Origin of the sequence: Saccharopolyspora sp. NPDC047091 (assembly GCF_040643635.1) — a bacterium.
In the GTDB taxonomy this organism is placed as follows: domain Bacteria; phylum Actinomycetota; class Actinomycetes; order Mycobacteriales; family Pseudonocardiaceae; genus Saccharopolyspora_C.
On the sequence record NZ_JBEYUS010000002.1, the window covers coordinates 180,976 to 204,974 of the forward strand.

27 protein-coding genes are annotated in these 23,999 nt (G+C 73.5%); 9 read left to right on the forward strand and 18 right to left on the reverse strand.

Annotated features, from left to right (window positions below; all coding sequences use genetic code 11):
* The first annotated feature begins 6 nt into the window (after positions 1 to 6).
* The gene (hemQ, locus tag ABZ805_RS02195; protein ID WP_358433008.1) at positions 7 to 702 is read left to right on the forward strand and encodes a hydrogen peroxide-dependent heme synthase; all 696 of its coding nucleotides are present in this window, start codon (positions 7 to 9) and stop codon (positions 700 to 702) included.
* Positions 703 to 708: 6 nt separating this feature from the next.
* On the opposite strand, the gene ABZ805_RS02200 is transcribed toward hemQ, so the two are convergent.
* Complete coding sequence (locus tag ABZ805_RS02200; protein ID WP_358433010.1) at positions 709 to 1,413, reverse strand: hypothetical protein; 705 nt, start codon at positions 1,411 to 1,413, stop codon at positions 709 to 711.
* Entirely contained in the window at positions 1,410 to 2,165 is a 756-nt protein-coding gene (locus ABZ805_RS02205) for an FCD domain-containing protein (RefSeq protein ID WP_358433012.1), read from the reverse strand. The genes ABZ805_RS02200 and ABZ805_RS02205 overlap by 4 nt, the downstream gene beginning before the upstream one ends.
* 131 nt (positions 2,166 to 2,296) lie before the next feature.
* Between ABZ805_RS02205 and ABZ805_RS02210 the strand changes: the two genes are divergently transcribed.
* Positions 2,297 to 3,346: an LLM class flavin-dependent oxidoreductase gene (locus ABZ805_RS02210; protein WP_358433014.1), complete on the forward strand. Its 1,050-nt coding sequence runs from the start codon at positions 2,297 to 2,299 to the stop codon at positions 3,344 to 3,346.
* A gap of 6 nt (positions 3,347 to 3,352) precedes the next feature.
* Here the strand turns inward: ABZ805_RS02210 and msrB are convergent, their stop codons facing one another.
* Complete coding sequence (gene msrB / locus ABZ805_RS02215) at positions 3,353 to 3,775, reverse strand: peptide-methionine (R)-S-oxide reductase MsrB (RefSeq protein ID WP_358433016.1); 423 nt, start codon at positions 3,773 to 3,775, stop codon at positions 3,353 to 3,355.
* Positions 3,776 to 3,822: 47 nt separating this feature from the next.
* Positions 3,823 to 4,134, reverse strand: a complete 312-nt coding sequence (locus ABZ805_RS02220) for a hypothetical protein (protein ID WP_358433018.1) — start codon at positions 4,132 to 4,134, stop codon at positions 3,823 to 3,825.
* Positions 4,135 to 4,200: 66 nt separating this feature from the next.
* Between ABZ805_RS02220 and ligD the strand changes: the two genes are divergently transcribed.
* Entirely contained in the window at positions 4,201 to 5,226 is a 1,026-nt protein-coding gene (gene ligD, locus ABZ805_RS02225) for a non-homologous end-joining DNA ligase (protein ID WP_358433020.1), read from the forward strand.
* A 338-nt stretch (positions 5,227 to 5,564) separates the two neighbouring features.
* Here ligD and ABZ805_RS02230 read toward each other — a convergent pair whose 3' ends face one another.
* Entirely contained in the window at positions 5,565 to 7,118 is a 1,554-nt protein-coding gene (locus ABZ805_RS02230) for an alpha/beta fold hydrolase (protein WP_358433022.1), read from the reverse strand.
* A gap of 224 nt (positions 7,119 to 7,342) precedes the next feature.
* On the opposite strand from ABZ805_RS02230, the gene ABZ805_RS02235 reads away from it, so the two are divergent.
* Positions 7,343 to 8,245: a DMT family transporter gene (locus ABZ805_RS02235; protein ID WP_358433024.1), complete on the forward strand. Its 903-nt coding sequence runs from the start codon at positions 7,343 to 7,345 to the stop codon at positions 8,243 to 8,245.
* Positions 8,246 to 8,347: 102 nt separating this feature from the next.
* Here ABZ805_RS02235 and ABZ805_RS02240 read toward each other — a convergent pair whose 3' ends face one another.
* The 11 genes from ABZ805_RS02240 to ABZ805_RS02290 all read right to left on the reverse strand — a co-directional run bounded on the left by ABZ805_RS02240 (position 8,348) and on the right by ABZ805_RS02290 (position 14,648).
* Positions 8,348 to 9,430 carry an ATP-dependent DNA ligase gene (locus ABZ805_RS02240; protein WP_358433026.1) on the reverse strand — a complete coding sequence of 361 codons (1,083 nt, stop codon included), beginning with the start codon at positions 9,428 to 9,430 and terminating at the stop codon, positions 8,348 to 8,350.
* A 125-nt stretch (positions 9,431 to 9,555) separates the two neighbouring features.
* Positions 9,556 to 10,221 (reverse strand): alkaline shock response membrane anchor protein AmaP, encoded by a 666-nt coding sequence (gene amaP / locus ABZ805_RS02245; protein WP_358433028.1) that lies wholly within the window; start codon positions 10,219 to 10,221, stop codon positions 9,556 to 9,558.
* Positions 10,221 to 10,754, reverse strand: a complete 534-nt coding sequence (locus tag ABZ805_RS02250; RefSeq protein ID WP_358433030.1) for a DUF6286 domain-containing protein — start codon at positions 10,752 to 10,754, stop codon at positions 10,221 to 10,223. The genes amaP and ABZ805_RS02250 overlap by 1 nt, the downstream gene beginning before the upstream one ends.
* 4 nt (positions 10,755 to 10,758) lie before the next feature.
* The gene (locus tag ABZ805_RS02255; protein ID WP_358433032.1) at positions 10,759 to 11,163 is read right to left on the reverse strand and encodes an Asp23/Gls24 family envelope stress response protein; all 405 of its coding nucleotides are present in this window, start codon (positions 11,161 to 11,163) and stop codon (positions 10,759 to 10,761) included.
* Positions 11,160 to 11,339: a hypothetical protein gene (locus tag ABZ805_RS02260; protein ID WP_224955439.1), complete on the reverse strand. Its 180-nt coding sequence runs from the start codon at positions 11,337 to 11,339 to the stop codon at positions 11,160 to 11,162. Before ABZ805_RS02260 ends, ABZ805_RS02255 begins: the two co-directional genes overlap by 4 nt.
* A gap of 49 nt (positions 11,340 to 11,388) precedes the next feature.
* Positions 11,389 to 11,691, reverse strand: a complete 303-nt coding sequence (locus ABZ805_RS02265) for a hypothetical protein (RefSeq protein WP_358433034.1) — start codon at positions 11,689 to 11,691, stop codon at positions 11,389 to 11,391.
* Positions 11,688 to 12,056 (reverse strand): hypothetical protein, encoded by a 369-nt coding sequence (locus ABZ805_RS02270; protein WP_358433036.1) that lies wholly within the window; start codon positions 12,054 to 12,056, stop codon positions 11,688 to 11,690. Before ABZ805_RS02270 ends, ABZ805_RS02265 begins: the two co-directional genes overlap by 4 nt.
* Positions 12,057 to 12,131: 75 nt before the next feature.
* Positions 12,132 to 12,659 (reverse strand): Asp23/Gls24 family envelope stress response protein, encoded by a 528-nt coding sequence (locus ABZ805_RS02275; RefSeq protein WP_358433038.1) that lies wholly within the window; start codon positions 12,657 to 12,659, stop codon positions 12,132 to 12,134.
* 138 nt (positions 12,660 to 12,797) lie between these two features.
* Positions 12,798 to 13,367, reverse strand: a complete 570-nt coding sequence (locus ABZ805_RS02280; RefSeq protein ID WP_358433040.1) for a hypothetical protein — start codon at positions 13,365 to 13,367, stop codon at positions 12,798 to 12,800.
* Positions 13,360 to 13,929 carry a sigma-70 family RNA polymerase sigma factor gene (locus ABZ805_RS02285; RefSeq protein ID WP_358433042.1) on the reverse strand — a complete coding sequence of 190 codons (570 nt, stop codon included), beginning with the start codon at positions 13,927 to 13,929 and terminating at the stop codon, positions 13,360 to 13,362. Before ABZ805_RS02285 ends, ABZ805_RS02280 begins: the two co-directional genes overlap by 8 nt.
* Positions 13,926 to 14,648: a pyrimidine reductase family protein gene (locus ABZ805_RS02290; protein ID WP_358433043.1), complete on the reverse strand. Its 723-nt coding sequence runs from the start codon at positions 14,646 to 14,648 to the stop codon at positions 13,926 to 13,928. The genes ABZ805_RS02285 and ABZ805_RS02290 overlap by 4 nt, the downstream gene beginning before the upstream one ends.
* A gap of 165 nt (positions 14,649 to 14,813) precedes the next feature.
* On the opposite strand from ABZ805_RS02290, the gene zapE reads away from it, so the two are divergent.
* A complete protein-coding gene (gene zapE / locus ABZ805_RS02295; protein ID WP_358433044.1) occupies positions 14,814 to 15,842 on the forward strand; it encodes a cell division protein ZapE in 1,029 nt (342 codons plus the stop codon).
* Positions 15,843 to 15,846: 4 nt separating this feature from the next.
* Here the strand turns inward: zapE and rocD are convergent, their stop codons facing one another.
* Positions 15,847 to 17,088: an ornithine--oxo-acid transaminase gene (rocD, locus tag ABZ805_RS02300; RefSeq protein ID WP_358433046.1), complete on the reverse strand. Its 1,242-nt coding sequence runs from the start codon at positions 17,086 to 17,088 to the stop codon at positions 15,847 to 15,849.
* Positions 17,089 to 17,376: 288 nt separating this feature from the next.
* Between rocD and ABZ805_RS02305 the strand changes: the two genes are divergently transcribed.
* Complete coding sequence (locus ABZ805_RS02305; RefSeq protein WP_358433048.1) at positions 17,377 to 18,417, forward strand: lactonase family protein; 1,041 nt, start codon at positions 17,377 to 17,379, stop codon at positions 18,415 to 18,417.
* A gap of 39 nt (positions 18,418 to 18,456) precedes the next feature.
* Here the strand turns inward: ABZ805_RS02305 and ABZ805_RS02310 are convergent, their stop codons facing one another.
* Positions 18,457 to 20,058 carry a protein kinase gene (locus tag ABZ805_RS02310; protein WP_358433050.1) on the reverse strand — a complete coding sequence of 534 codons (1,602 nt, stop codon included), beginning with the start codon at positions 20,056 to 20,058 and terminating at the stop codon, positions 18,457 to 18,459.
* A 285-nt stretch (positions 20,059 to 20,343) separates the two neighbouring features.
* On the opposite strand from ABZ805_RS02310, the gene ABZ805_RS02315 reads away from it, so the two are divergent.
* From ABZ805_RS02315 to ABZ805_RS02325, 3 genes are read left to right on the forward strand one after another with little or no spacing between them, the layout of a single operon-like run.
* On the forward strand, positions 20,344 to 21,804 hold the full coding sequence (locus ABZ805_RS02315; protein ID WP_358433052.1) for a sugar ABC transporter ATP-binding protein: 1,461 nt from the start codon (positions 20,344 to 20,346) through the stop codon (positions 21,802 to 21,804).
* Positions 21,801 to 22,850 carry an ABC transporter permease gene (locus ABZ805_RS02320; protein WP_358433054.1) on the forward strand — a complete coding sequence of 350 codons (1,050 nt, stop codon included), beginning with the start codon at positions 21,801 to 21,803 and terminating at the stop codon, positions 22,848 to 22,850. The genes ABZ805_RS02315 and ABZ805_RS02320 overlap by 4 nt, the downstream gene beginning before the upstream one ends.
* A gap of 25 nt (positions 22,851 to 22,875) precedes the next feature.
* A complete protein-coding gene (locus ABZ805_RS02325; protein ID WP_358433056.1) occupies positions 22,876 to 23,877 on the forward strand; it encodes a substrate-binding domain-containing protein in 1,002 nt (333 codons plus the stop codon).
* Positions 23,878 to 23,999 lie beyond the last annotated feature (122 nt).

Here is a 23,999-nt window from a genome sequence, read left to right on the forward strand (position 1 = left end):
GAGGGCATGGCGCGGCTGAACTACTCCGAACTCAACGACACGATCCGATACACCATGTGGTCGGTCTTCCAGGTCGAACCGGGCGCGCTGCCCGAGGACCGGGAGAAGACGGCCGCGGCGACCCAGGAATACCTGGACGGCCTGGCCGAATCCGGGGTCGTGGTGCGCGGTGTCTACGACCTGGCCGGGATGCGGTCGGACGCCGACTTCCTGATCTGGTGGCACGCCGAGAAGATCGAGGCCCTGCAGGAGGCCTACGCCGGTTTCCGCCGGGAGACGACGCTCGGCGAGGCCTCGGACCCGGTGTGGAGCAACGTGGCGGTGCACCGCCCGGCCGAGTTCAACAAGAGCCACCTGCCCGCCTTCGTCATGGGTGAGGAACCGGGCGACTTCCTCTGCCTCTACCCGTTCGTGCGCAGCTACGACTGGTACCTGCTGCCCGACGACGAGCGCCGCACGATGCTGAAGGACCACGGCATGGCGGCCCGCGACTACCCGGACGTGCGGGCGAACACGGTGCCCTCGTTCGGGCTCGGCGACTACGAGTGGATCCTCGCGTTCGAAGCGCCGGAGCTGCACCGCATCGTCGACCTGATGTGGAAGATGCGCTACACCGAGGCCCGCAGGCACGTGCGCGAGGAGACGCCGTTCTTCACCGGCAAGCGCGTCATCCCGGCGGAGCTGCTGCCCCGCCTGCCCTGACCGCGGTCACTCCGGTTCGCGGACGACGCGCCACGGCAGCCCGCTCAGCGGGACCGCGGCGCGGACCTCCCGGCCGGGGTCGGCGGCGAGCGGGCCCGCGGTGACGAGGGTGCCGGGCAGCCGCGACGGCGTGTTCGAGGCGATCACCCGGTTCGCCCCGTTGATCAGCGCCGTCGGCGGTCGCAGCGGCCCCACGTGCGCCAGCAGGGCCCGTTCGAACTCGCCGGTGCGCAGGTCCGCCGCGGCGACGCCGAGGAACCGGTTCCCGGAGCGGACCGGCACGGCCAGCGTCACCAGGTACTCGTCGGTGCCCGCGAAGTCCACGTACGGGCCGACGGCCACGCCGACCCCGGTGTCGCGGGGCGCGGTGAACCAGGGCGCGGCGGCGTAGTCGTAGAACCCGACGCTGTCCGGATCGTGGTCGACCTGGAGGAACCGGGGCGTGTCGCCGGGCCGGTGCTGCCACCACTCCAGCCAGTGCGCCCGGTCGGTGAGCACGTCGTCGGCGAGGATCACGCCGGTGCCCGCGAGCACCGCGGGTTCGGCGTCCAGCCGGTCGAAGATCGGTTGCCACAGCGCGGACAGATCTTCGGTGCTCAACGCGGTCGCGGCGTCGTGCGCGGCGCGCAGCCGCTCGCCGAGTTCGCCGCACCACCGGGCCGCGTCGTCGAGCATCCCGCTGATGTGCGCGGCGGCCGCCTCGACGCTCATCGCCCGCACCTCCGGTTCCCGGTCCACAGGCGGAACTCCACGAGGCGGCGGATGCCGGACCGCACGTGCTCCTCGGCGATCTCGCGTGCCCGCGCACCGTCGCCGTCGCCGATGGCGTCGAGGATCGTCGCGTGCTGTGCGGACTCGACGGCGTGCGGGACCGCCTCCGCCCACGGCAGCCAGCGCAGCGAACCGGTCTCGGTCTGCAACGCGATCTCCTGCTGGGTGAGCCGGGAGGACTGCGCGGCGGCGGCGATCTCGATGTGCAGCCGCCCGTCGAGCCTGCGCCGGTCGGTGGTGCCGGTGGCGGCGGTGAACTCGGCGGCGAGCGCGCGCAGCGCGGCCAGCTCGTCGGCGGTGGCGCGCTCGGCGGCGAGCAGCGCGGCGGTGCCCGCGATGGCGGAGTGCTGGTCGGAGATCTCCCGCAGCGCGTGCGCGTCCAGCTCCCGCAGCCGCGCGGTGCCCGCGACCAGCAGCGGGTCGGCGGGGCGCCGGGTCAGCGGCCCGGCCGTCGAGGTGATCACCAGCCCGTCCCCGGCGAGCCTGCCGAGCGCGTCCCGCGCCACCTCGGCCGGACAGCCCAGCAGCGCGGCCAGTTCCGCGCCGCCGGGCAGCCGCTCCCCGTCGGGGAGCAGTCCCAGCACGATGGCCTCGGCAAGCCGGCCCGCCACGCCCGCCGCGTCGGCGGGCGTCCGGGACCACCGCCGGAGCGAGCGCAGCATGTCGTCGACGGGCACGGCACCTCCCTCCACGATGTGATGCTGAACCGTTTCACATGATCCACGAAGGCTTCCCGGGAGACGGGTGGATCTACCCGTCCGGCGGGTTCGCAGCGATCACCTCGCGGCGCAGACTGCACGAGGCGCCGGGCGAGAGGAGCGGGATGCGGTTCAGCTACGTGATGTTGCCCGACCACCCGGTGGCGGAGTCGCTGGCGACGATCGAACTGGCCGACGAGCTGGGGTTCCACGCGGCGTACGCCGCCGACGAGACCTGGCACAAGGACCTGTGGCTGCTGTTCGCCGCGGCCGCCGCGCGCACCCGCCGGATCCGGTTCGGGCCGAGCGTGTCGCCGGTGACGCTGCGCGAACCGACGCTGATCGCGCAGGCCGCGGCGACCCTGGACGAGCTGACCGGCGGGCGGGCCGAGGTGGTGATCTCCAGCGGCAACTTCGGCCTGCTCGCCCAGTACGGCATCGACTGGACGCGGACGAAGCCGCTGTCCCGGGTGCGGGAGGCGCACCACGTGATCCGCACCTTCCTGGACGAGCGGGCGATCACGTTCCAGGGCGAGTTCTTCCGCTACGACGGCCTGTTCACGTTCGCCACTCCGGTGCAGGAGCGGCTGCCGGTGCTGCTGGGCGCGATGCGCGGGCCCAAGTCCTTCCAGGTGGCGGGGGAGATCGCCGACGGCGTGCACCACGCGTTGAGCTACACCCGCGAGGCCTACGACCACCTGGTGGCGAACGTCCGGCTCGGCGCGGAGCGGGCCGGGCGGGACTGGCGGCGGCTGGACATCGGCGCCTGGATCGTGTTCGCCACCGGCCCGGACGGTGCCGCCGCGAAGCGGGCGGCCCGCGCGATGGTCGGGCTGTACGCCTCGGCGATGCCCGCGGAGCAGCTGCGCCGCAACGGGGTCGACCCGGACTCGCTGACCGAGGTCGTCGCCGCCGTCGGCGCGGGCGACCTGGCGCGGGCCTACGAGCTGACCCCGCCGGAGCTCGCGGAGAAGCTGTCCATCGCCGGGACGCCGCAGGAGTGCCTGGAGCGCATCCAGCGCGACATCGCGCCGACCGGGGTGAACCACCTGGTCCTCGCGGTCACCGATGCCGCGCTGGTGCGCGCGTTCTCCGGGATGGACGTCGCCGGCGTGCCGAGCGCGGCCGATCAGCTGCGGCTCATCGCCGAACACCTGATGCCCGCGTTCGGCTGACGCCGGTCAGCTCTGCGGGACGTGCCGGAGGGCGATCGAGTTGATGCAGTAGCGCTGGTCGGTGGGGGTGTCGTACCCCTCGCCCTCGAACAGGTGCCCCAGGTGGCTCAGGCAGCTCGCGCACAGCACTTCGACGCGGACCATGCCGAGCGAGCGGTCCTCGCGCAGGACCACCGCGTCGGAGTCGCGGGCGTCGAAGAACGACGGCCAGCCGCAGTGCGACTCGAACTTCTCGGTGCTGCGGAACAGCTCCGCCCCGCAGGCCCGGCAGTCGTACGCGCCGACCGCCTTGGTCTCGGTGTACTCGCCGGTCCACGGAGCTTCGGTGGCGGCCTGGCGCAGCACCGCGTACTCCTGCGGACCGAGCTGCTCGCGCCATTCCTGCTCGGACTTCACGACTTTCGGGGTGGCACCCACGACCGGATCCATGCGTCCACGCTAACCCTTCGCAAGATCGAGTGCCCGCGTGCTCCCGCTCACCCGTCGAAGAACGTGCCGAGCATGAAGCCCACCGCGTTCCACACGGTGACGACGACGCCGAGCAGGATCAGCAGCACGACGAGCACCACCACGACCCGCCGGTGCCCCTGCGCCCGGTTCGCGCAGCGGGCGAAGTCGTCGACGCCGCTGAGCATGCCTTCGACGGTGGCCTTCGAGCCGGGACGTTCCATCCGGTCGAGGTGCTCGGCGAAGGCGCGCGCCTCCGGGTCGTGCGGGTCCAGCCCGACGAGGTCGTCGGCGAACCGGTCCCGCGGTGCGTCGGGATCGTGCTGGCCTGCAGGCGCCATGGCACCACGGTATCCCGCGGGCGGCGGTCGCAGGCAGTGCCGGAGCCGCCGACCTACGCTGCGCGGATGGCGGAGGCAGCGCGGGAACTGGACGTCGCGGGCAGGACGGTGCGGTTGTCGCACCCGGACAAGGTGTACTTCCCGGAGCGCGGGTTCACCAAGCTCCAGGTCGCCGAGTACTACCTGGCGGTCGCCGAGCCGCTGCTGCGCGCGGTGGGGGACCGGCCGACGACGTTGAAGCGGTTCCCCGGCGGGGTCGGGTCCGAGCCGTTCTACGCGAAGCGGGTGCCGAAGGGCGCGCCCGGCTGGGTGCGGTCGGTGCGGGTGACGTTCCCGTCGGGGCGCACCGCGGACAGCGTGCTGCCGACCGAGCCCGCGGTGCTGGTGTGGGCGGCCGGGCTGGGCACGCTCGACTTCCACCCGTGGCCGGTGCGCTCGGCTGACGTGGAGCACCCCGATGAGCTGCGCATCGACCTGGATCCGCAGCCCGGCACCGGGTTTCCGGAGGCCGTGGCGGTGGCGCAGGTGCTGCGGGAGGTGCTGGCGGAGGCCGGCCTCACCGGCTTCCCGAAGACCTCCGGTGGCCGCGGGGTGCACGTGCTGGTGCGCGTCGAGCCGCGCTGGGACTTCATCGAGGTGCGGCGCGCGGTGATCGCGCTGGCCCGCGAGGTGCAGCGCCGCATCCCCGAGCAGGCGACCGTCGCCTGGTGGAAGGAGGACCGCGGGCGGCGGGTGTTCCTCGACTTCAACCAGGCCGCGCGGGACCGCACCGTCGCCTCCGCGTGGTCGATCCGCGGCACCCCGCGTGCCACCGTGTCGATGCCGCTGACCTGGGAGCAGCTGCCGGACGCCGAACCGGACGACTTCGACCTCGCCACGGTGCCCGCGCTGCTCGCCGAGCGCGGCGATCCGCACCGGGGCCTGGACGCGGCGCCGGGCTCCCTCGACCTCGCGCTCGACTGGTTCGAACGCGACCGCCGCGACCGCGGGCTCGGCGAGCTCCCGTACCCGCCGGACCACCCCAAGATGCCCGGCGAACCCACCCGCTCCCGCAAGGCCTCCCTGGCGGCGGAGCACGACGAGAAGGCCTGATCACCCACCCGTGCGGTCCGATTCGTCACGGAAAGGCACGGTGACGGATTGCAATGGGTGCATGTCGGCTGTTCAGCAGGTCGGCGGACGGCCGATCCCTCGCTCGGCGGTGTCACCCGCGGTGTTCGGGCGCGCATGCTCGCTACCGCTGGTGCTCAAGCACGTGAGGAGAACGCCATGGTTCCCACCGAGACCGAAACCACCCCGCAGGCCAGCGGCGGTTGCAGCTGCTGCGCGAGCTGCAGCGGCCCCTCCTGCGGGTGTTGCTCCGGCTGCTGATCGCACGCACCGGGTTCCGGGGGCGCGGGTTCCGCACCCCCGGAATTCGCGCGTGCTGATCAGGCGGGGCAGGCCTTGCCCGCGGCGGGGATCGCGCCCTGCACGAGGAATCGGCTCACCGTCTCGGTCACGCAGTCCGAGCGGCCGATCGCGCCGTGCCCGGTGCCCTGCCAGTTCACCGCGACCCCGGTCGGCAGCTGCTCCGCCAGGTGCTTGCTGCCCTGCACCGGGACCAGCGGATCGTTCTGGGTGGTCACCACCGGGATCGGCGGCAGGCCCGGAACGGAGGGCGGCGGCAGCTCCTCCTGCGGCTCCGGCCACTGCGCGCACCAGGCGAGGCGCTGCGCGAACAGGCCGCCGAACAGCCGGTTCGACCCCGTCCACTCGGTCGCCACGTCCACGAGCCGCTCGGCGGGCAACCGCAGCCGGGTGTCGTTGCAGCTGGTGATCAGGTCGCCGTCCAGCTGCGCGGGATCGGCGCCGGTGTCCCGCACCAGCGGTGCGGCGAGCGCGCTGATCTGCGCGCCGTTCCCGGAGTTCGCCGCGGCCAGCGCCGATGACAGCCGCGGCCAGCGCTCCGGGTCGCCCAGGCCGTGCAGCAGCACCCGCACGATCTTGCCCGCGCCCACCGGCCCGTCCGCCGCGGGCAGCGACGTCGACCGGGTGCGCTGCACCAGTTCCTGCACGGTGCGGCGCGGATCGGGGCCCAGCGGGCAATCCCGGCTCGTGCAGTCGGCGGCGAACGCGTCGAAGGTCTGCTCGGCGGACTGCGCCTGCGCCCCGGCCACGGCCATCGTGTCCAGCTGCGGGTCGAGCCCGCCGTCGAACACCATCCGGCCCACCGAATCCGGGTAGCGCTGGGCGTAGGTGGTGAGCACCCGGCTCGCCTCGCCGAGGCCGATGGCGTGCAGCTTCGGCACGTCCAGCTCCAGCCGCAGCTCCTCCAGGTCGGCCGCGGTGCGCCACGAGTCGTAGGCCTGCAACCGGTCGTCCAGGTCCAGCAGGCACTCCTGGCTGGACACCCGCACCGAGGTCAGCAGCCGGTCCATCGAAGCCCGGTCGGTGGCCTGCGGGTCGAAGCCGACGATGTTCTCCCGCTGCGTCGGCGGCATGCAGTCCGCCGGGTCGGACTGGCCGGTGCCGCGCCGGTCCATGCCGATGATCCGGAACGTGCGCAGCAGCTCCGGCGGCAGCCGCAGCGCCAGCCGCGCGGCCACCGAGGTGCCCGGCTCGCCGTGCACATCGCCCAGCACCACCAGGGGAACGCCGCCGGTGCCGGTGCTCAGCAGCGCCGCGCGGGTGGTGCCCTCGGCCGGGGCCTCCGGGGAGTCCAATGTGGTCAGCAGCTGCGAGCAGGAGAACGACGGGCCGGTCGCGGGCAGCGCCAGCTCTTCGCGGGTCTCCCCGGTGCAGTCCGCCCAGTTCAGCGCGCTGCCCGCGGACGGGCCGAGTCCGGGCAGCGGGGCGGGTCCGGGCGGCGCCGGGGCCGGGGCCACCGGCTGCTCGGCGTCCCGGTAGGCGACCGCGGGCCGCTGCGACGGGCCCGCGGAACACCCCGCCACCAACCCGGTGAGCAGCAGCAGAGCACCGATGCGGTGGCTGGTGCGCGGCACGACTGCTCCTCTGCGTGGTCGGGATCTGCGCCGAGCATCGCATGATCGGCGTGAGCACCGGGTGAGGGGGAGCGGTGCGTGCCTCGTCGCAATCCGGTTGGGTGCGGCCGCACCGGCGGCTACGGTTCGCCGGGCACCGGGGCCGGGCCGACGTGCGCACCGGCCTCGCGCCGGGTACCAGCAGAGCGGAACGGGTGGCCGACCCGGGAGCAGGAGGAACAGGCGTGGTCGCGGTCAACATGGACGGTGCGTCGTCGCGCGGACGGCCCCTCTGGGCCGGGGTGCAACCGGCGGTGGCCCGCGGTTTCGGCGCCGTGCCGCCGCCGGTGCTGGTGCTGCTCGGCGTGATCAGCCTCCAGGTCGGAGCCGCGTTCGCCAAGCAGCTGTTCGCGCTCGCCGGGGCGTCCGGGGTGGTGACGCTGCGCCTGCTGTTCGCCGCGCTGGTGCTGGTGGTGGTCTGGCGGCCGTCGCTGCGGCTGGACCGCGCCACGCTGCTGGTGGTCGCCGGGTACGGCGCGGTGCTGGCGGGGATGAACATCTGCCTGTACCAGTCGATCGACCGCATTCCGCTGGGCGTGGCGGTGACCATCGAGTTCCTGGGACCGCTGGCGGTGGCGGTGTTCGGGTCGAAGCGGAAGCTGGACCTGCTGTGGGCGGTGCTCGCCGGGGTCGGCGTGCTGCTGCTGTCCGGAGTGGACGGTGGGCTGGATCCGGTGGGCGTCGGGTTCGCGCTCGCCGCGGCGGTGCTGTGGGCCTGCTACATCCTCGTCGGCGCGAAGCTGGGCAGCCGCACCAGCGGCGGATCCGGGCTGGCGCTGGGCATGGCGTTCGGCGCGCTGGTGGCGCTGCCGTTCGGGATCACCGGGGCAGGCGCGCAGCTGTTGTCGGCACCGGTGCTGGTGGCGGGTCTCGTGGTGGCGCTGATGTCCTCGGTGGTGCCGTACTCGCTGGAGCTGGAGGCGCTGCGGCGGATGCCGCCCCGCGTGTTCGGCGTGCTGATGAGCTTGGAGCCTGCGGTGGCCGCGCTGGCCGGTCTGCTCGTGCTGCAGGAGGCGCTGGGCGTGCTGCAGTGGGTCGCGATCGGCTGCGTCGTGCTCGCCTCGATCGGCGCGACCCGCAGCACCTGATCGCCCTCCGCGCGGCGGGGAATCCGCTCACCTGCGGTTCCGTTCTCCCGGAACAAGATCCGCTGCTAATAGCGAGTGGATCATCGTCGCTGGGGTTCGACGTCAGCCGTGGAGGAGGGCGTCCAGGTCGTAGCGGGCGGGCTCGTCGAGCTGGTCGTAGCGGCAGGACTCCGGTTCGCGGTCCGGGCGCCACCGCAGGAACTGCGCGGTGTGCCGGAACCGGGACGGCACGGCCCCTTCGGTGTGGTCGTAGGAGACCTCGGCGACCCGCTCCGGCCGCAACGGCTGCCACGGCTGCACCGAGCTGCGCCAGCGGTTGACCGCGCCGGGCAGCCTGCGGCCGTCGTGGGCCTGCTCGCCGAGCCACGGGTGCGGCTCGTCGGTGCGCAGCGGCGCCAGTTCGGTCGCGAGTTCGCGCCGCCGCTCCGCGGTGAACGCCCCGGCCACGCCCACGTGGTGCAGCACGTCCCGGTCGTCGTGCAGTCCGAGCAGCAGCGAACCGACGGCGGTGCCCGGTTCGGTGCCGGTGTGCCAGCGCAGCCCGGCGACGACGCAGTCCGCGGTGCGCACGTGCTTGATCTTGAGCATGGTGCGCTTGCCCGGCGCGTACGGGCCGGCACCGTCCTTGCCGATCACGCCGTCCAGGCCCGCTCCCTCGAACACCCGGAACCATTCGGCGGCGGTGGCGGAGTCGGTGGTCAACGGCGTGATCCGCAGCCCGGGGCCGGTGATCGCCAGCTCCTCCAGCCGCCGCCTGCGCGCGGTGAACGGTTCGGCGCGCAGGTCCTCCTCGTCGACGGCGAGCAGGTCGAACGCGATGAACAGCGCCGGGGTGCGCTCGGCCAGTTCCCGCACCCGGCTCTCGGCGGGGTGGATGCGTTCGGACAGCGCGTCCCAGTCGAGCCGCTGCCCGTCCGCGTCGGAGCGGACCACGACGAGTTCGCCGTCGAGCACGGCGGGCCGCCGCACCCGGCCCGCGGCGCGCAGCACTTCGGGGAAGTAGCGGTCGAGCGGTTTGCCGGTGCGGGATTGCAGCACCGCGGGTTCGGTGCTGCCGGGGTCGGCGAACAGCAGGCAGCGGAAGCCGTCCCACTTCGGCTCGAAGCAGAGCCCCGGCCGGTCGGGGATGCCGTCCACCGGCGCGGCCAGCATCGGTTTCACCGGCGGTTGCACGATCAACGCCACCTGGACCTCCCCGCAGCTCGGACTCCGAGTATGTGGCCGTCGGCCGCTGCGAGCCCGCCCATCGGGCACCCCGGACAGCACGATGGCCCGCCCACCGGGGTGGACGGGCCATCGGTGTTCGCGGGTCAGCGCACGCGCTGGCGGGCGCCGCGGTCGAGCTGGAGGCGGATCGCGGTGGGCAGCGCGTCCACGTCGAGGGCCCGGCGGGCGCGGGAGAGGACCTTCGCGTCCAGTTCCTCCCACACGTGCCGCACGTTCGTGCCCTCCTGCAGCGCGAGGGTGAGCCGCACGTTGGGCCGCTGGTCGGTGCCCGCCATCCGCACCCGGGCGCGGGTGACACCGGTGACGCTCTCCGCGTCGGCGCGCATCGCCTCGGTCAGCGCGTGCGAGGTGATGGTCGCCGAGCTCTCCGCGTCGCCGTGCAGCCGGAGGTCGGGGCGGCCTTCGGGGCGCAGCGCCCGCAGCAGCCACCACAACCCGAGCAGCGCCAGCACGATCCCCGCCACGATCGCCACGCCGAAGGCCAGCGGCCGGTTGCCGCCCGCCCACTGGGTGAGCAGCGGGTCCAGCACGGGCCGCTGCGCGCGGAACCGGCCCAGCCAGCCCGCGCCGACGACCAGCGCCGCCGCGCCGGCCAGCAGCAGCACCAGTCCGAGCACGCCGAGCAGCCACCGCTCGAAGCCGAGCGAGCGGCCGACGGCGGTCCGGCTCGGCCGCGCGGGTGTCTTGCGGGTGGCGGACTCGTTCCCGGTGCCCTCGTCGGGGCGGGTCGTGGTGTCCTGGGTCGACATCACCGCTCCTTCGCGGGGGAGACCGACACCGACACCCGGGGCCGGCGTTGCAACGGCAGGTCTTCGACGGTGTCGGAGGCCTTCTTGGCCACCCGGTCGCGCAGGTCGCCGACGCTGCGGAACCGGCCGCGGGCCTTCACCTTCACCTTCCGGCGGTCGGCGGTCACCGTGGCGCCTGCGACCCCGTCCTCGGCGCGGACCTGGTGGCCGACCAGCCGGGCCAGCGAGCGCGGGTCGGTGGTGACGGTGACCTCGGGGGCGGGGTCCGCGAGCCGGACTTCCTTGCGCCCGGCGCGGAACACCGCCAGCAGCAGGATCAGCCCGACGACCGCGACGGCGGCGGCGACCAGCCGCACCGGCAGGTCGTGCCAGCTCAGGCCGCGCAGCGACGATCCGGCGGCGGACCAGGGGACGAGCACGCCGCGGGAGCCTGGATTCGTCCAGGCGCCGATGGCCTCCACCACCAGCAGCACCCCGACGACGAGGGCGATCAGCCCGGCCGCGGCGGTGATCAAACGGACTAGGGCACGCACGGGCTCACTCCACTCGGTCTCGTTTCGGGGCGGGCACCAGTGCGGACACGGTGACCTCCACCGCCGTCACCCGGCAGCCTGCTTGCCGGGACAGTTCCTCGCGGACTCGTTCCCGCACTTCGCGCACGGTGTCGCGCACCGGGGCGGGGTAGCGCAGCGCCAGGTCGAGCCGGACGCGCAGCTCGCGGTCCGGGCCGGTGAGCCGGGCGCTGGATCCCTGGGTGCCGACGCCCACGCCGACGATGCGGCGCGGTGCGCGGGTGGTGCCGGAAACGCCGTCCGCGGCGTGCTCGGCGATCTTGCGCAGCACCGCTCGGTCGATGTCCAGCGAGCCGCGTTCGGCGGCGTCGTCCGCCGCGGAGGTCCGCTCGGTCGCGGCCTCGGCCCGCTCGGTGGCGGGGGCGCTCATCGGTCCTTGCCCCGGCCCAGGAAGTCGCCGATCTCCAGCTCGCCGTCCAGCACGCGGCCGACGATCAGTCCGATCGCCCCGATCACCAGGGCGATGAGGAAACCGGTGAAGCCCCCGGCTGCGGCGGCGACACCGAGGAGGAGCCCGGCGAACAGGCCGGTCTGCGTTGCGTTCATCGTGGGAGAAACCTTCCTGACTGGGAGGACCGTGCGTCGGCTGTCAATATCACCGCACCCGGCTGCGGCGCTTCCGCAGCCGCCACGCCCGCACCCGGCGCAGCACGCCGCCGAGGCCGCGCGGGTCGGCGACCACGACCACCGGCGCGTCGTAGCGGTCGGAGGGTCGGGCGCGGCGGTCGCCGCGTTCCGGGCGGGAGGGCGCGGGATTCCGGTCGGTGGCGTCGCGGCGGGCCTGCAGCGCGGCGAGGCCCGCCACGAACGCTTCGTGATCACCGCCCACGTCGGGGTGGTGCGCGCGGACGAAGGCGCGCAGGCGGACCCGCGCGTCGTCGTCCGGCGAGCCCGTCATCGCGGTGCCGCCTCGTCCTGGCCGGGGGCATCGGCCTCGTCCGAGGTGAGCACGTCGACGACGGTGATGTCGACCGGAGCCGGTCCGGTCACGGCGAGCACGCGTTCGCGCAGTGCGGCCACGATCCCCGGCAGCGGCTCGGTCAGGCGCAGCACCACGCCGACTTCGACGGGTTCGCCGCGTTCGCCGACGCGGACTCCGGTGACCTGCCTGCCGGGCAGGTACGCGGCGATGGTGCCGTACGCGCCGCCGTGCAACCGGGCGACGGACGGGTGCGCGAGCACCGCCCGAGCGACCCGGTCGGCGAGCTGCTCCTCGACTTCGGGATCGTCCCGGCCGTGGTCACCGGGCGCGGATTCGGTCATGTCGGTGTCCTTCGAGAGCGGGCCGGGATGGGAAGCGCGCGGCCCCGGCCGGGGCGTCCGGAGCCGCGCGCCGTCTCACTCCACGCGCGAGGAGGCGGGGGCGCTGCCACCGTTGCCGCCGTCCTCGTCGTCCTCCGAGGGCAGGTGGATGTCGTTGACGGAGATGTTGACCTCGATGACCTCGAGGCCGGTCATCCGCTCGACGCCGTTGATCACGTTGCGGCGCACGGCGCGGGCCAGCTCGACGATGGAGGCGCCGTACTCGACGACGATGTCCAGGTCGATCGCGGCCTGCTTCTCGCCGACCTCGACGGTCACGCCCTGCGTGGTGGTGGTGCCGCTGCCGCCGGGGATGCGCTCGCGGATGGCGCCGAAGGCGCGGGAGACGCCGCCGCCCATGGCGTGCACGCCCGAGATCTCGCGGGCGGCGATGCCGGCGATCTTCTGCACCACGGAGGCGGCGATCGTCGTCTTGCCCTGCGAGGTGTCGTCGGCGAGGCGGGCCGGGGTGGCGCTGCCGCTGGGGCTCAGGCCCTTGCCACCGGTCGTGGACCCGCTCTGGGTCTCGGTGCTCTGGGCGGAGGTACCACTCGACTGGGCCATGAAAGGGCTCCTTCCCCTGAAGATCTCGTTGTCGCCCTGGGCGGTCGCAGTCGCCTGCGAGCTCCGGGACTGCAAGATCCGATGCGAGTGATCCCGGAACATCGCGCAACTGCGACCTAGGTCACATGAATGAGCTAATCACGAGCTCTGCGGGGGCGCGACATCGGCGACCCGCACCCACACCGACGGTGCCGCCGCGCCCAAGTGCTCCCGCAGCGCACGCCCCAGATCATGCTGCAACCGGGCCGTCAGCGCAGGGGCGGGCAGCCCGTAGCCGATCTCCACGTCCACCCGCACCTCGCGCACGTCGCCGGTGCAGGACAGCAGCCGGGTGCCCGGCACCTCCGCGAGCAGTTCCGCGCCGAGCCTGCGGGCCAGCACCATCGTCGCCTGCGCGGAGACCCGCAGCGTGCCGAGCTCCTGGGCGACCTCGGCGGGTTCGCCGCCGGCGGCGGCGCGGGCGCCGCGCACCGTGAGCAGCGCCCGGGACACCAGCCCTTCGGGGGGTTCGACGGCGAGCTCCGCGGTGCGGCGCACCGGTTCCCAGCCGGTGGGCGCCAGGTCGGTGAGCGCGGCCCGGCAGTGCGGGCAGGTCCGCACGTGCGCCGCGACGCCGTCCGGTGCCTCCCCGGCGAGGTGGTCGAGGAGGTCGCCGATGGTGCGGCCGCAGGGCAGCGCGTGGTCGGGGTCGAGGGGAGCTTCACCCACGGTGCATCTCCTTCAACCTCGACAGCAGGGCCAGCCGCGCCCGGTGCAGCCTCGATCGCAACGCCGCGACGTTCACCTCTAGCACCTCTGCGATCTCTTCGTAAGACATCCCTTCGAACTCGCGCAGCACCAGGGGAACCCGTTGCGACGGTTCCAGGGTGGCGATGGCGCGGTGCACCAGGTCGGCTTCCTCGGCGCGCACCGCGAGCCCTTCGGGGTTGCCGGAGTCGTGGTCGGAAACGAGGTGGTCCATCGAGTCGTCGCCGACGTCCAGGGCCACGGTGTTCTTGCGCCGCCGCACCTGGCCGAGCGCCGCGTTCGTCACCACCCGGTACAGCCAGGTGGTGGGCGCGGAGTCGCCGCGGAACCGGGCCAGCGAGCGCCACGCCGAGACCCACGCGTCCTGCACGGCGTCCTCGGCTTCGGCCTGGTCGTTGAGGATCCGGTACGCGACCCGGTACATCGACCGGGTGTGCCTGCGGACGAGTTCGTCGAAGGCCACGCCGTCGCCGTGCTGGGCCGCGGCCATCAGGTCCGCGTCGCTGTCGCCCCGCCCGGTCACGCCCGGATTCTCCCGTACCGCAGCAGCAGCAGCGATTCCTCCGCCCGCAGCACGGACAGCAGCCGCATCCGGTGCGGGTCGGGCAGGTCCGGCCCGGCGGCGATGCGCCCGGCGCCGCCGCCCGCGAGCAGCGGGGAGACGGTCAGGCACAGCTCGTCGACGAGGTCCGCGGCGAGCAGGTCGCCGAACAGGTGCGGTCCGCCTTCGCAACCGATCCGCAGCAACCCGCGCGCGGCGAGCGCGGTGAGCGCACCGGGCAGGTCCACGGCGCGGTCGCCGGTGACGACGACGTCGGCGCCCGCGTCGGCCAGCGCGACCCGGCGCGCCTCCGGCGCCGACTCGCAGGTGAGCACGATCGGCGGCACCACCGTGTCGGTGAGCAGCGGCGAATCCGGTTCCAGCGAGCAGCGGGCGGTGACCACCGCGATCGGCGGCACCTCGGACAGCCCGAACCGGGCGCGGCGGTCCGCGTCCACCTCGTGGCGCTGCACCCCGTGGTAGCCCTCCACGAGCGCGGTGCCCGCGCCGACGAGGACCACGTCGGACAGGTCCCGGATCAGCGCCAGCGCCCGCTGGTCGGCGGGGGAGGACAGCCCGCGGGAGCTGCCGCGCACGCTCACCGCCCCGTCGAGGCTGGACACGAAGTTCGTGCGCAGCCAGGGTCGGGCGAGGTCGGAGGGGAAGTCGTAGAACGCTTCGATCTCCGGCGTCACCTCCACCGGAGCCGCAGCACCGGGAGGATCGCCGTCTGAGGGCCACAACCTGTGCACCCGTGCATCCCAGCACGGCACGCCCGCCGCCCGCGGGCAGGGCCGCCGTTCCCGGGCCGCCCGGGTGATGACCGCCACCGGCTACGGCGGGAACAGCGGTTATAGAGTCGGCGCATGACCGCCGCGCGCCTCATCGACCGCCGCCCCGAGCTCAGCCCGGCCGACATGGTCGACGCGATGACTCCGCCGCCGCGGTTCGGCGAGGCCCGGTTCGAGACCTACGTGCCGAACCCGGACGAGCCGAGCCAGGCCGCGGCCGTCGAGGCCTGCCGCGCGTTCGCCGAGCGGGCGTCGGCCGCGGCCGCGGGCGGTGGCTCGTGGTGGCGTTCGCTGTTCGGGGGCGGCCGCGCCCCGGCGGGCAAGCCGGGCCTGTACCTGGACGGCGGGTTCGGCGTCGGCAAGACGCACCTGCTGGCCTCGGTGTGGCACGCCGTTCCGGGGCCGAAGTCGTACGGCACGTTCGTCGAGGTCACCAACCTCGTCGGCGCGCTCGGGTTCAACGAGACGGTGCGCAGGCTCGCCGAGCACCGGCTGCTGGCGATCGACGAGTTCGAGCTGGACGACCCGGGCGACACGATGCTGGTCACCCAGCTGATCGCGAAGCTCACCGATGCGGGCGTGCACATCGCGGCGACCTCGAACACGCTGCCCGGCAAGCTCGGCGAGGGCCGGTTCGCCGCGGTGGACTTCCTGCGCGAGATCCACGCGATGTCGGCGCGCTTCGAGGTGCTGCGGGTGGACGGCCCCGACTACCGGCACCGCGGCCTGCCCGATCCGCCGGAGCCGGTGGACGACGCCGAGCTCACCGCGGAGGCCGAGTCGATGCCCGGCGCGACGTTGGACGACTTCGACGCGCTGTGCGAGCACCTCGCCTCGGTGCACCCGTCGAAGTACGGGCGGCTCGTCTCGGACGTCAGCGCGGTGCACCTGCGCGGCCTGCACGCGGCGCCGAACCAGAACGTGGGCCTGCGGCTGGTGGCGTTCGCGGACCGGCTCTACGACCGGGCGGTGCCGGTGCGCGTGTCGGGGGAGCCGCTCTCGGAGCTGTTCACCGAGGAGATGCTGCGCGGCGGCTACCGCAAGAAGTACCTCCGCGCCCTGTCCCGCCTCACCGCCCTGTCCCGGGACGCCGTCAAGTCCTGACGGATCACCGGGCGAGTGCGTCGACGATCGCGTCGACGCCCTGGTCGAGCTCCTCGCGGGTGATGGTGAGCGGGGGTGCGATGCGCAGCGTGGTGTCCTGGGTCTCCTTGCACAGCACGCCGTTCGCGGCGAGCCGCTCGCTGACCTGGCGCCCGGTGGGACCGCCGGGGGAGATCTCCACCCCGGCCCACAGCCCGCGCCCGCGCACTTCGGCGGCGCCGCGGCCGACGAGTTCGCCGAGCCGCGCGTGCAGGTGCGCGCCGAGCTCCCGGGATCGCGCCTGGTACTCGCCGGTCGCCAGCATCCGCACCACTTCCAGGCCGACGGCGCAGGCCAGCGGGTTGCCGCCGAACGTGGAGCCGTGTTCGCCGGGCCGCAGCACGCCCAGCACCTCGCGGCTGCCGACGACCGCGGAGACCGGCAGGATGCCGCCGCCGAGGGCCTTGCCGAGCGTGTACAGGTCGGCGCGCACGCCCTCGTGGTCGCAGGCCAGCAGCTCGCCGGTGCGGGCCAGCCCGGACTGGATCTCGTCGGCGACGAGCAGCACCCCGCGCTCGTCGCACAGCTCCCGCAGCCTGCGCAGGTAGCCGGGCGGCGGCACCACGACGCCGGCTTCGCCCTGCACCGGTTCGACGAGCACCGCCGCGGTGCGGTCGGTGATCGCCGCCGCGACCGCCTCCGCGTCGCCGTAGGGCGTGATCGCGAACCCGGGGGTGAACGGGCCGAAGCCGGCGCGCGCGGTGTCGTCGGTGGAGAACGACACGATCGTGGTGGTGCGGCCGTGGAAGTTGGCGCCGGCGACGACGATCTCCGCGCGGTCCGCGGGCACGCCCTTGACCTGGTAGGCCCACTTCCGGGCGAGCTTGATGGCGGATTCGACGGCTTCGGCGCCGGAGTTCATCAGCAGCACCTGCTCGGTGCCGGTGAGCTCGGCCAGCTCGCGGCAGAACGGTCCGAACCGGTCGTGGTGGAACGCCCGGCTGGTCAGCGTGACGCGACCCAGCTGCTCGGTGGCGGCGGCGACCAGCCGCGGGTGCCGGTGCCCGAAGTTCAGCGCCGAGTACCCGGCGAGGAAGTCCAGGTGGCGACGACCGTCCACATCGGTCATCCACGCCCCGTCCGCTTCGGCGATCACGACCGGCAGCGGGTGGTAGTTGTGCGCGCTGTAGGTGTCGTCCAGCCGCAGGTATTCGGCGGAGCGGGTGGTCGCGGCCGGGCGCGGAGTCTCGGTCGAAGCGGAGGTCATGCTGCTCAGGCTAGGCGGCCTCCGCCTTCGTTTCAGCCGGGAGCTGTTGCTTCTTTCGGCGGATCGTTGCGTGATTCGATCTCCGCGCGCAACGTTCCGTCTCTGCGAGTTCGGGACGCGCGGGGCTGTCCGCGGGCCGCCGCGCGCGCTACCGTCGGCGAAGTTCGGATGAACGGCGCGTGCACCGCCGATGACTCGGCGTGCCCGGCGAGCGCCACCGGGAGGTCGGTCCCGGAGCCGGGTCGAACGCGCGCAGGCAGGTCCCCAACGTCGGGTGGAGGTCGCTTCATGTCCGTGGACGCGCAGTACCGGGTGTACCTGGGGGCCTACACCGGCTCCGATTCGGGAGCGAACGGGATCCGCCTCGCGTTCGCCGACGAGGCGGGCCGGCTGCGCTGCACCGACACCGTCGCCGACGCCTACGACCCGTCGTTCCTCGCGCTGTCCCCGGACGGCGGGACGCTGTTCGCGGTGAACGAGGTGGCGCGCGGCCGGGTGGTGGCGTTCCAGGTGGGGGCGGACGGCGGGCTGACCGAGATCAACTCGCAGCCGACGCACGGGTCGGCGCCGTGCCACCTGAGCGTGCACCCCGGCGGCCGGTTCCTGCTCACCGCGAACTACCTGTCCGGCAACGTCGTCGTGCACCCCATCGGCGAGGGCGGCGTGCTGCGGGAGGCGTGCCACGCGGTGGACCACTCCGGGCAGGGCCCGGACAAGGACCGGCAGGAGGGCCCGCACGCGCACCAGATCGTGCCGTCCCCGGACGGCCGCTTCGCGCTGGCCGCCGACCTGGGCACCGACTCGGTCTACGTGTACGCGTTCGACGGGGACACCGGGCACCTGGCGCTCAAGCACGAGGTCGGGTGGGCGCCGGGGACGGGCCCGCGGCACCTCGCGTTCCACCCGGACGGGGACCGCGGCTACTTGGTGGGGGAGCTGACCTCGACGATCACCGAGTTCGCCTTCGACGCGGGGAGCGGCGAGGTGCGGCCGGGCCGGGTGCTGCCGCTGCTGCCCGCGGACTTCACCGGGCGGAGCCTGGCCGCGGAGGTCGTCGTGTCGCCGGACGGGCGGTTCGTGTTCGCCTCGAACCGGGGGCACGACAGCATCGCCGTGTTCGCCGCCGAGGGGTTCGCGCAGCTGGGCGTGGTGCCCGCGGGCGTGCGCGGGCCGCGGCACATCGCGCTGTCCCCGCGCGGGGACGTGCTGTACGCGGCGGGGGAGCTCAGCGACACCGTGCAGGCCTTCGCGGTCGCCGCGGACGGCGGCCTCACGCCGGTCGGCGACCCGGTGCCGTCGCCGTCGCCGGTGTGCCTGCTGCCCGCCTGACCGGCGGGGTGACCGGTCCGTCCGGGACGGACGGGCCGGTCAGACCATGCGGTCGTCGTAGCTGCCGCGGCCGTACTGCTGGAGGGCCTGGCGGACGCGCCGGCCTTCCTGCCTGCGGGTGAGCGGGCCGCCCGTGGCGCCGATCGGGTAGACCCGCGTGCCGCCGTGGTACGGGCGGGTCGGGTTCCAGATCCGCCAGCCCGGGGCCGGGCTGCCGGGCCGGGTCCACACGGTCACCGACTGGCCCTTGCCGGTACCGACGACGGCGACCCGGCTGACGTGGCTCCACGGGATCTCGCGGGCGAGGAGCCCGGCGCGGGAGACGCGCAGGCCCTCACCGCTGACCTTGAGCCGCAACCCGGGTAGCAGTGCCTTGACCAGCGACAACGCCCCGCTGATGGTGAGCAGCAGCATCCCGAAGCTGGTCAGCGCCCACACCTCGGCGCTGCCGGTCTGGCCGATCCGCAGCACCACGTAGATCAGCCCGAACATGAGCGCGGCGGACACGAGTGCACCGAGCCGCCCGCCGGTGACGAACACCGGTCCCGGCCCGTCGGCGCGCACCCGGTCGACCGGCACCGCGGGCCGGGACGGCGCGATGCGGGCGGGCGCGGCGGTGCCCGGTCCCGCTTCGGGTTGCTGCGCGGTCGGTTTCGGCCGGGCCGGGATGATCGGCTTCACCGGTGCGGCGGGGGCAGCGGACCAGTCGCCGCCGCCGCGCTGGCGGGCGGGCCGCGGCGGGTCGGCGGGCGGTGCCGCTTCGGAGGCCCGCTTGAGCTGCGCGGTGTGCTCGGTGATGACGGCGGTGATCTCGGCGGGCAGCCAGCTGTCGCTCTGCGGGGAGGCCTCGCCGACCTGGTCGAGCAGCTGGGCGGGGGTCGGCCGCGCCGCCGGGTCCTTCGCGAGGCAGCCGCCGATGAGCGTCCGCAGCCCGGCGGGCAGCGCGTCGAGGTCCGGTTCGTTGTGCACGACCCGGTACAGCATGGCGGCGGTGTTCTCGTTGCCGAACGGTCCGGCACCGGTGGCGGCGAACATGAGCACCGCGCCGAGGGAGAACACGTCGCTGGGCGGTCCGACGTCGGTGCCGACGGTCTGCTCGGGGGAGAAGAAGCCGGGGGTGCCGAGGAAGATGCCGGTGGCGGTGAGCGCGCTGCTGCTCATGGCCCGGGAGATGCCGAAGTCGATGACCCGCGGCCCGTCCGGCCCGAGCAGCACGTTGCCCGGTTTGAGGTCGCGGTGCACGAGCCCGGCGCGGTGGATGGCGCCGAGCGCCTCGGCGAGCCCGGCGGCCAGCGAGCGCACGGTCTGCTCCGGCAGCGGTCCGTGGTCGGCGACGGCGCGGTGCAGGGTGGGGCCGGGCACGTACTCGGTGGCCAACCAGGGCTGGTCGGCTTCGGTGTCGGCGTCGATGACGGTCGCGGTCCAGAACCCGCCGACGGAGCGGGCCATCTCGACTTCGCGGCGGAACCGCTCGCGGAACTCGCCGTCGTCGGCGAGCTCGGAGCGCACGAGTTTGATCGCGACGCCGCGACCGCCGCGGGACCGGGCCAGGTACACGGATCCCATCGCGCCGCCGCCGATCTTGGCGAGCAGTCGGTAGTTCCCGACTCTGTTCGGTTCGCCGGCCGCCAGCGGCTGCACGTCTCGTCCCCCTCTTGGATTGCTGCGGTGCCCACTCCGAGCTTACGGAGTGGGTGGTTGCGTCGTTCGCGGATGCCGTCGCGTCCGTTCGCGTGCAACGATCGGTAATCGGTTACTTGGCTTCGCTGCGAGCCTTTCGGGTTCGTGATGTTGTGAGTATGCTCCGGCGCACCGCTGCGGCGGGCGATCGATGGTGATCGAGGAGGCGGCGTGTCGCAATCCTTGCAGTCCGGTTCGGATGATGCGGGATCGGTGCAAGAACGGGCGGTGGTTCGGCTTTCCGGGGTGAGCAAACGATTCCCCGGGGTCGTCGCGGTGTCCGAAGTGGACTTGGAAGTGCTGGCCGGTGAGGTCCACGTGCTGGCGGGCGAGAACGGCGCGGGCAAGTCGACCTTGATGAAGCTCGTCGCGCAGGTGGAGCCGCCGAGCGCCGGTCGCATCGAGGTGGACGGCAGGCAGGTCGGCTACCAGGGACCGGGATCGGCGCGGCGGCTGGGCATCTCGATGGTGCACCAGGAATTCGCCCTCGCCCCGGACCTGTCGGTCGCGGAGAACCTGTTCATCGGGCACGAACCCGGCAGCGGCGGCCTCATCTCGCGAGCCGCGGAGCGCAGGGCGGCCCGGGACCTGCTAGCCAGGGTGGGCCTGGACGTCGATCCGGGCCGCCGCGTCGGCCGGTTGTCCACCGCCGAGCAGCAGCGGGTGGAGCTGGCGAAGGCGCTCGCGGTGGACGCGAAGGTGCTCATCCTCGACGAGCCGACCGCCACCCTGACCGAGCGGGAGACCGCGGAGCTGTTCGGCATCGTCCGCGAGCTCACCGCGCAGGGCATCGGCGTCCTCTACATCTCGCACCGGCTGGACGAGATCTTCGAGATCGGCGACCGGGTCACGGTGCTGCGCGACGGCGCGGTCGTCGCGACCCGGCCGGTCGCCGAGCTGGACGAGTCGCGGCTGGTGACGCTGATGGTGGGCCGCGACGTGCAGAACCTGTACCCGCGCACCTACGGCACTCCCGGCGAGGTGCGCTTGCGGGTGCGCGGGCTCAGCCGCGGCGACGCGGTGCGCGACGCGAACTTCGAGGTGCGCGCCGGCGAGATCGTCGGCATGGCCGGGCTGGTCGGCGCGGGCCGCACCGAACTGGCCCGCGCGGTGTTCGGCGCCGAACCGCCCGACGCGGGCGAGGTGTCGCTGGACGGGGCGAAGCTGAAGATCCGCGGTCCGGCGGACGCGATCGCCGCGGGCATCGGCTACCTCACCGAGAGCCGCAAGGCCGACGGGCTGGCGCTGCAGCTGGGCGTGGACAAGAACATCACGCTGGCGAAGCTGCCGATGGCCTCCGGCCTGATCGACCTGGGCGCGGAGCGGCGCATCGCCGACCGGGAACGGGACCGGCTGCGCATCCGGGTGCCGTGGGTGGGCAGGCCGGTGCAGGCGCTCTCCGGCGGCAACCAGCAGAAGGTGGTGCTGGCGCGCTGGCTGCAGACCGAGGCGGACGTGCTGTTCTTCGACGAGCCGGGCCGCGGCATGGACGTGGGCGCGAAGTCGGAGATGTTCAGCCAGCTGGATTCGCTGGCCGCGCAGGGCAAGGCGATCGTGCTGATCTCCAGTTACCTGCCCGAGCTGCTGAACATGTGCGATCGGATCCTCGTGCTGCGCGAGGGCCGGATCGCCGGTGAGGTCGAGCGCGCGGACTTCTCGGAGGAACGGATCGTCGCGCTCGCGACCGGAGCGAAGGAGGGCCAGTGAGCGAGCAGCCGGGCAAGGACGAAGAGGCCCCGCAGGACGGCGGGGCGACCGCGACGGGGGCGACCGCGGACCGGCCGGGGCTGCTGGGCGGGTTGACCGACCGGATGCAGGGCGCGGTGTCGCAGGTCGCGGCCGCGGGCGCGCTGATCGTGGTGTTCGTGGCGCTGTCGATCGTGGCGCCGTCGTTCCTGACCGCGGACAACCTGTTCAACCTGGGCTCGCAGACCTCGGTGAACGCGGTGATGGCGGTCGGCGTCACGCTGGTGATCATCACCGGCGGCATCGACCTGTCGGTGGGCTCGGTGGCGGCGCTGTCCGGGGTGCTGGGCGTGATGCTGATGGCGGACTTCGGGTTCCACCCGCTGCTGGGCATCCTCGGCGGCATCGTGGTGGGCGCGGCGGCGGGCCTGGTCAACGGGCTGCTGGTGTCGACGGTGGGGCTGCCGCCGTTCATCGCGACGCTGGGGATGCTGAGCGTGGCGCGCGGGCTGGTGCTGATCACGACGGGCGCGGTGGCGGTGTTCGGCGCGCCGGAGTCGTTCCGGCTGCTCGGGCAGGGCGTGCTGGGGCCGATCCCGGTTCCGGTGCTGCTGATCGTGCTGGTCGCGGTGGTGGGCCACTTGGTGCTGACCCGGACGCGGCTGGGCCGCTACGCGTACGTGATGGGCTCGAACATGGAGGCCGCGCGGCTGTCCGGCGTGCCGGTGCGCAAGCACACGACGTGGGTGTACGTGGTGGCGGGCAGCCTGGCCGGGCTCGGCGGCATGATCGCGGCCTCGCGGATCAACTCGGGGCAGCCGAACTTCGGCGAGGGCCTGGAGCTGGACGTGATCGCGGCGGTGGTCATCGGCGGGGCGAGCCTGTTCGGCGGGCGCGGCACGGTGCTCGGGTCGCTGATCGGCGCGTTCCTGGTGGCGGTGATCCGCAACGGGGCGGTGCAGCTCAACATCGGCACCTTCTACCAGAACGTGCTCATCGGCGTGATCATCTGGCTGGCGGTGTGGTGGGACTTCTACCAGCGCCGCAAGCTCGCCGGCGACGCGTGATCCGGGGACGAGGGAGTTCGCTGCGATGAAGAAGGTCCTTCCGCTGGTGTGCCTGGCGGTGCTGCTGCTGTCCTCCGCGTGCGGCCTGGAGATCCGGAAGCCGACGGGGACGAGCGCGCAGCAGGGCGGCGCGATCCGGTTGGCGGTGATCCCGAAGGCGATCGGCTTCGACTTCTGGGAGCAGGTGCGGGTCGGCGCCGAGTGCGCGGCCACCAAGCACCCGAACGTCAACGTGCACTGGGACGGCGTCACCTCGGAGGACGACGTGAGCGGGCAGCAGAGCCTGCTGCAGGACTCGCTGGCGCAGGGCGTGCAGGGCCTGGTGTTCGCGGCCACCGACGCGAAGGCGCTGGCGGAGGTCACGAAGTCCGCGCGGGAGCAGGGCACCATGGTGGTCAACATGGACTCGGGCACCAGCCCGCAGCCGCCGGAGGTGCCGGTGTTCGCCACCGACAACGTGGCGGCCGCCGAGCAGGGCACCCAGCTGCTGGCGGACCGGCTGGGCGGCCGCGGCGAGGTGGCGTTCATCGAGTTCCTGCCCGGCACCAGCACGAACGAGACCCGCGCGGAGGGCTTCGAGCGCGGGCTGGCGAAGAACCCGGGGCTGCGGCTGGTGGCGCGGCAGTCGTCGAACAGCGACTACAACACGGCGTTGCAGGTCACCCAGGACATCCTGACGGCGAACCCGGGCCTGAACGGGATCTACGCGGGCAACGAGCCGAGCGTGCTGGGTGCCGCGGAGGCGGTGCGGCAGGCGGGCAAGCAGGGCCAGATCAAGATCATCGGATGGGACACCTCGGAAGGCCAGATCGAGTCGCTGCGGGACGGCGTGATCACCGGCCTGATCGCGCAGAACCCGTTCAAGATGGGGTTCGCGTCGGTGAACTCGGCGGTCGAGCAGATCCGCGGCGAGCAGCACGGCACCCCGGAGACGAACACCGGCTCCTCGGTGGTGACGAAGGAGAACCTGGACACCCCGGAGATCCAGAAGCTCCTGAACCCGTCCTGCGCGGCTCCGCCACGCTGAGGATTCCTCCTCACCCGCTGCTCGGGTGGCGGGTGGCGGAACCTCAGCGGGATTCTCGCTGCGGGATCGTTTTCACCGGTGGCTCCGCCACAGGAGAAAACGCTGTCCTCGCGAGAATCCCG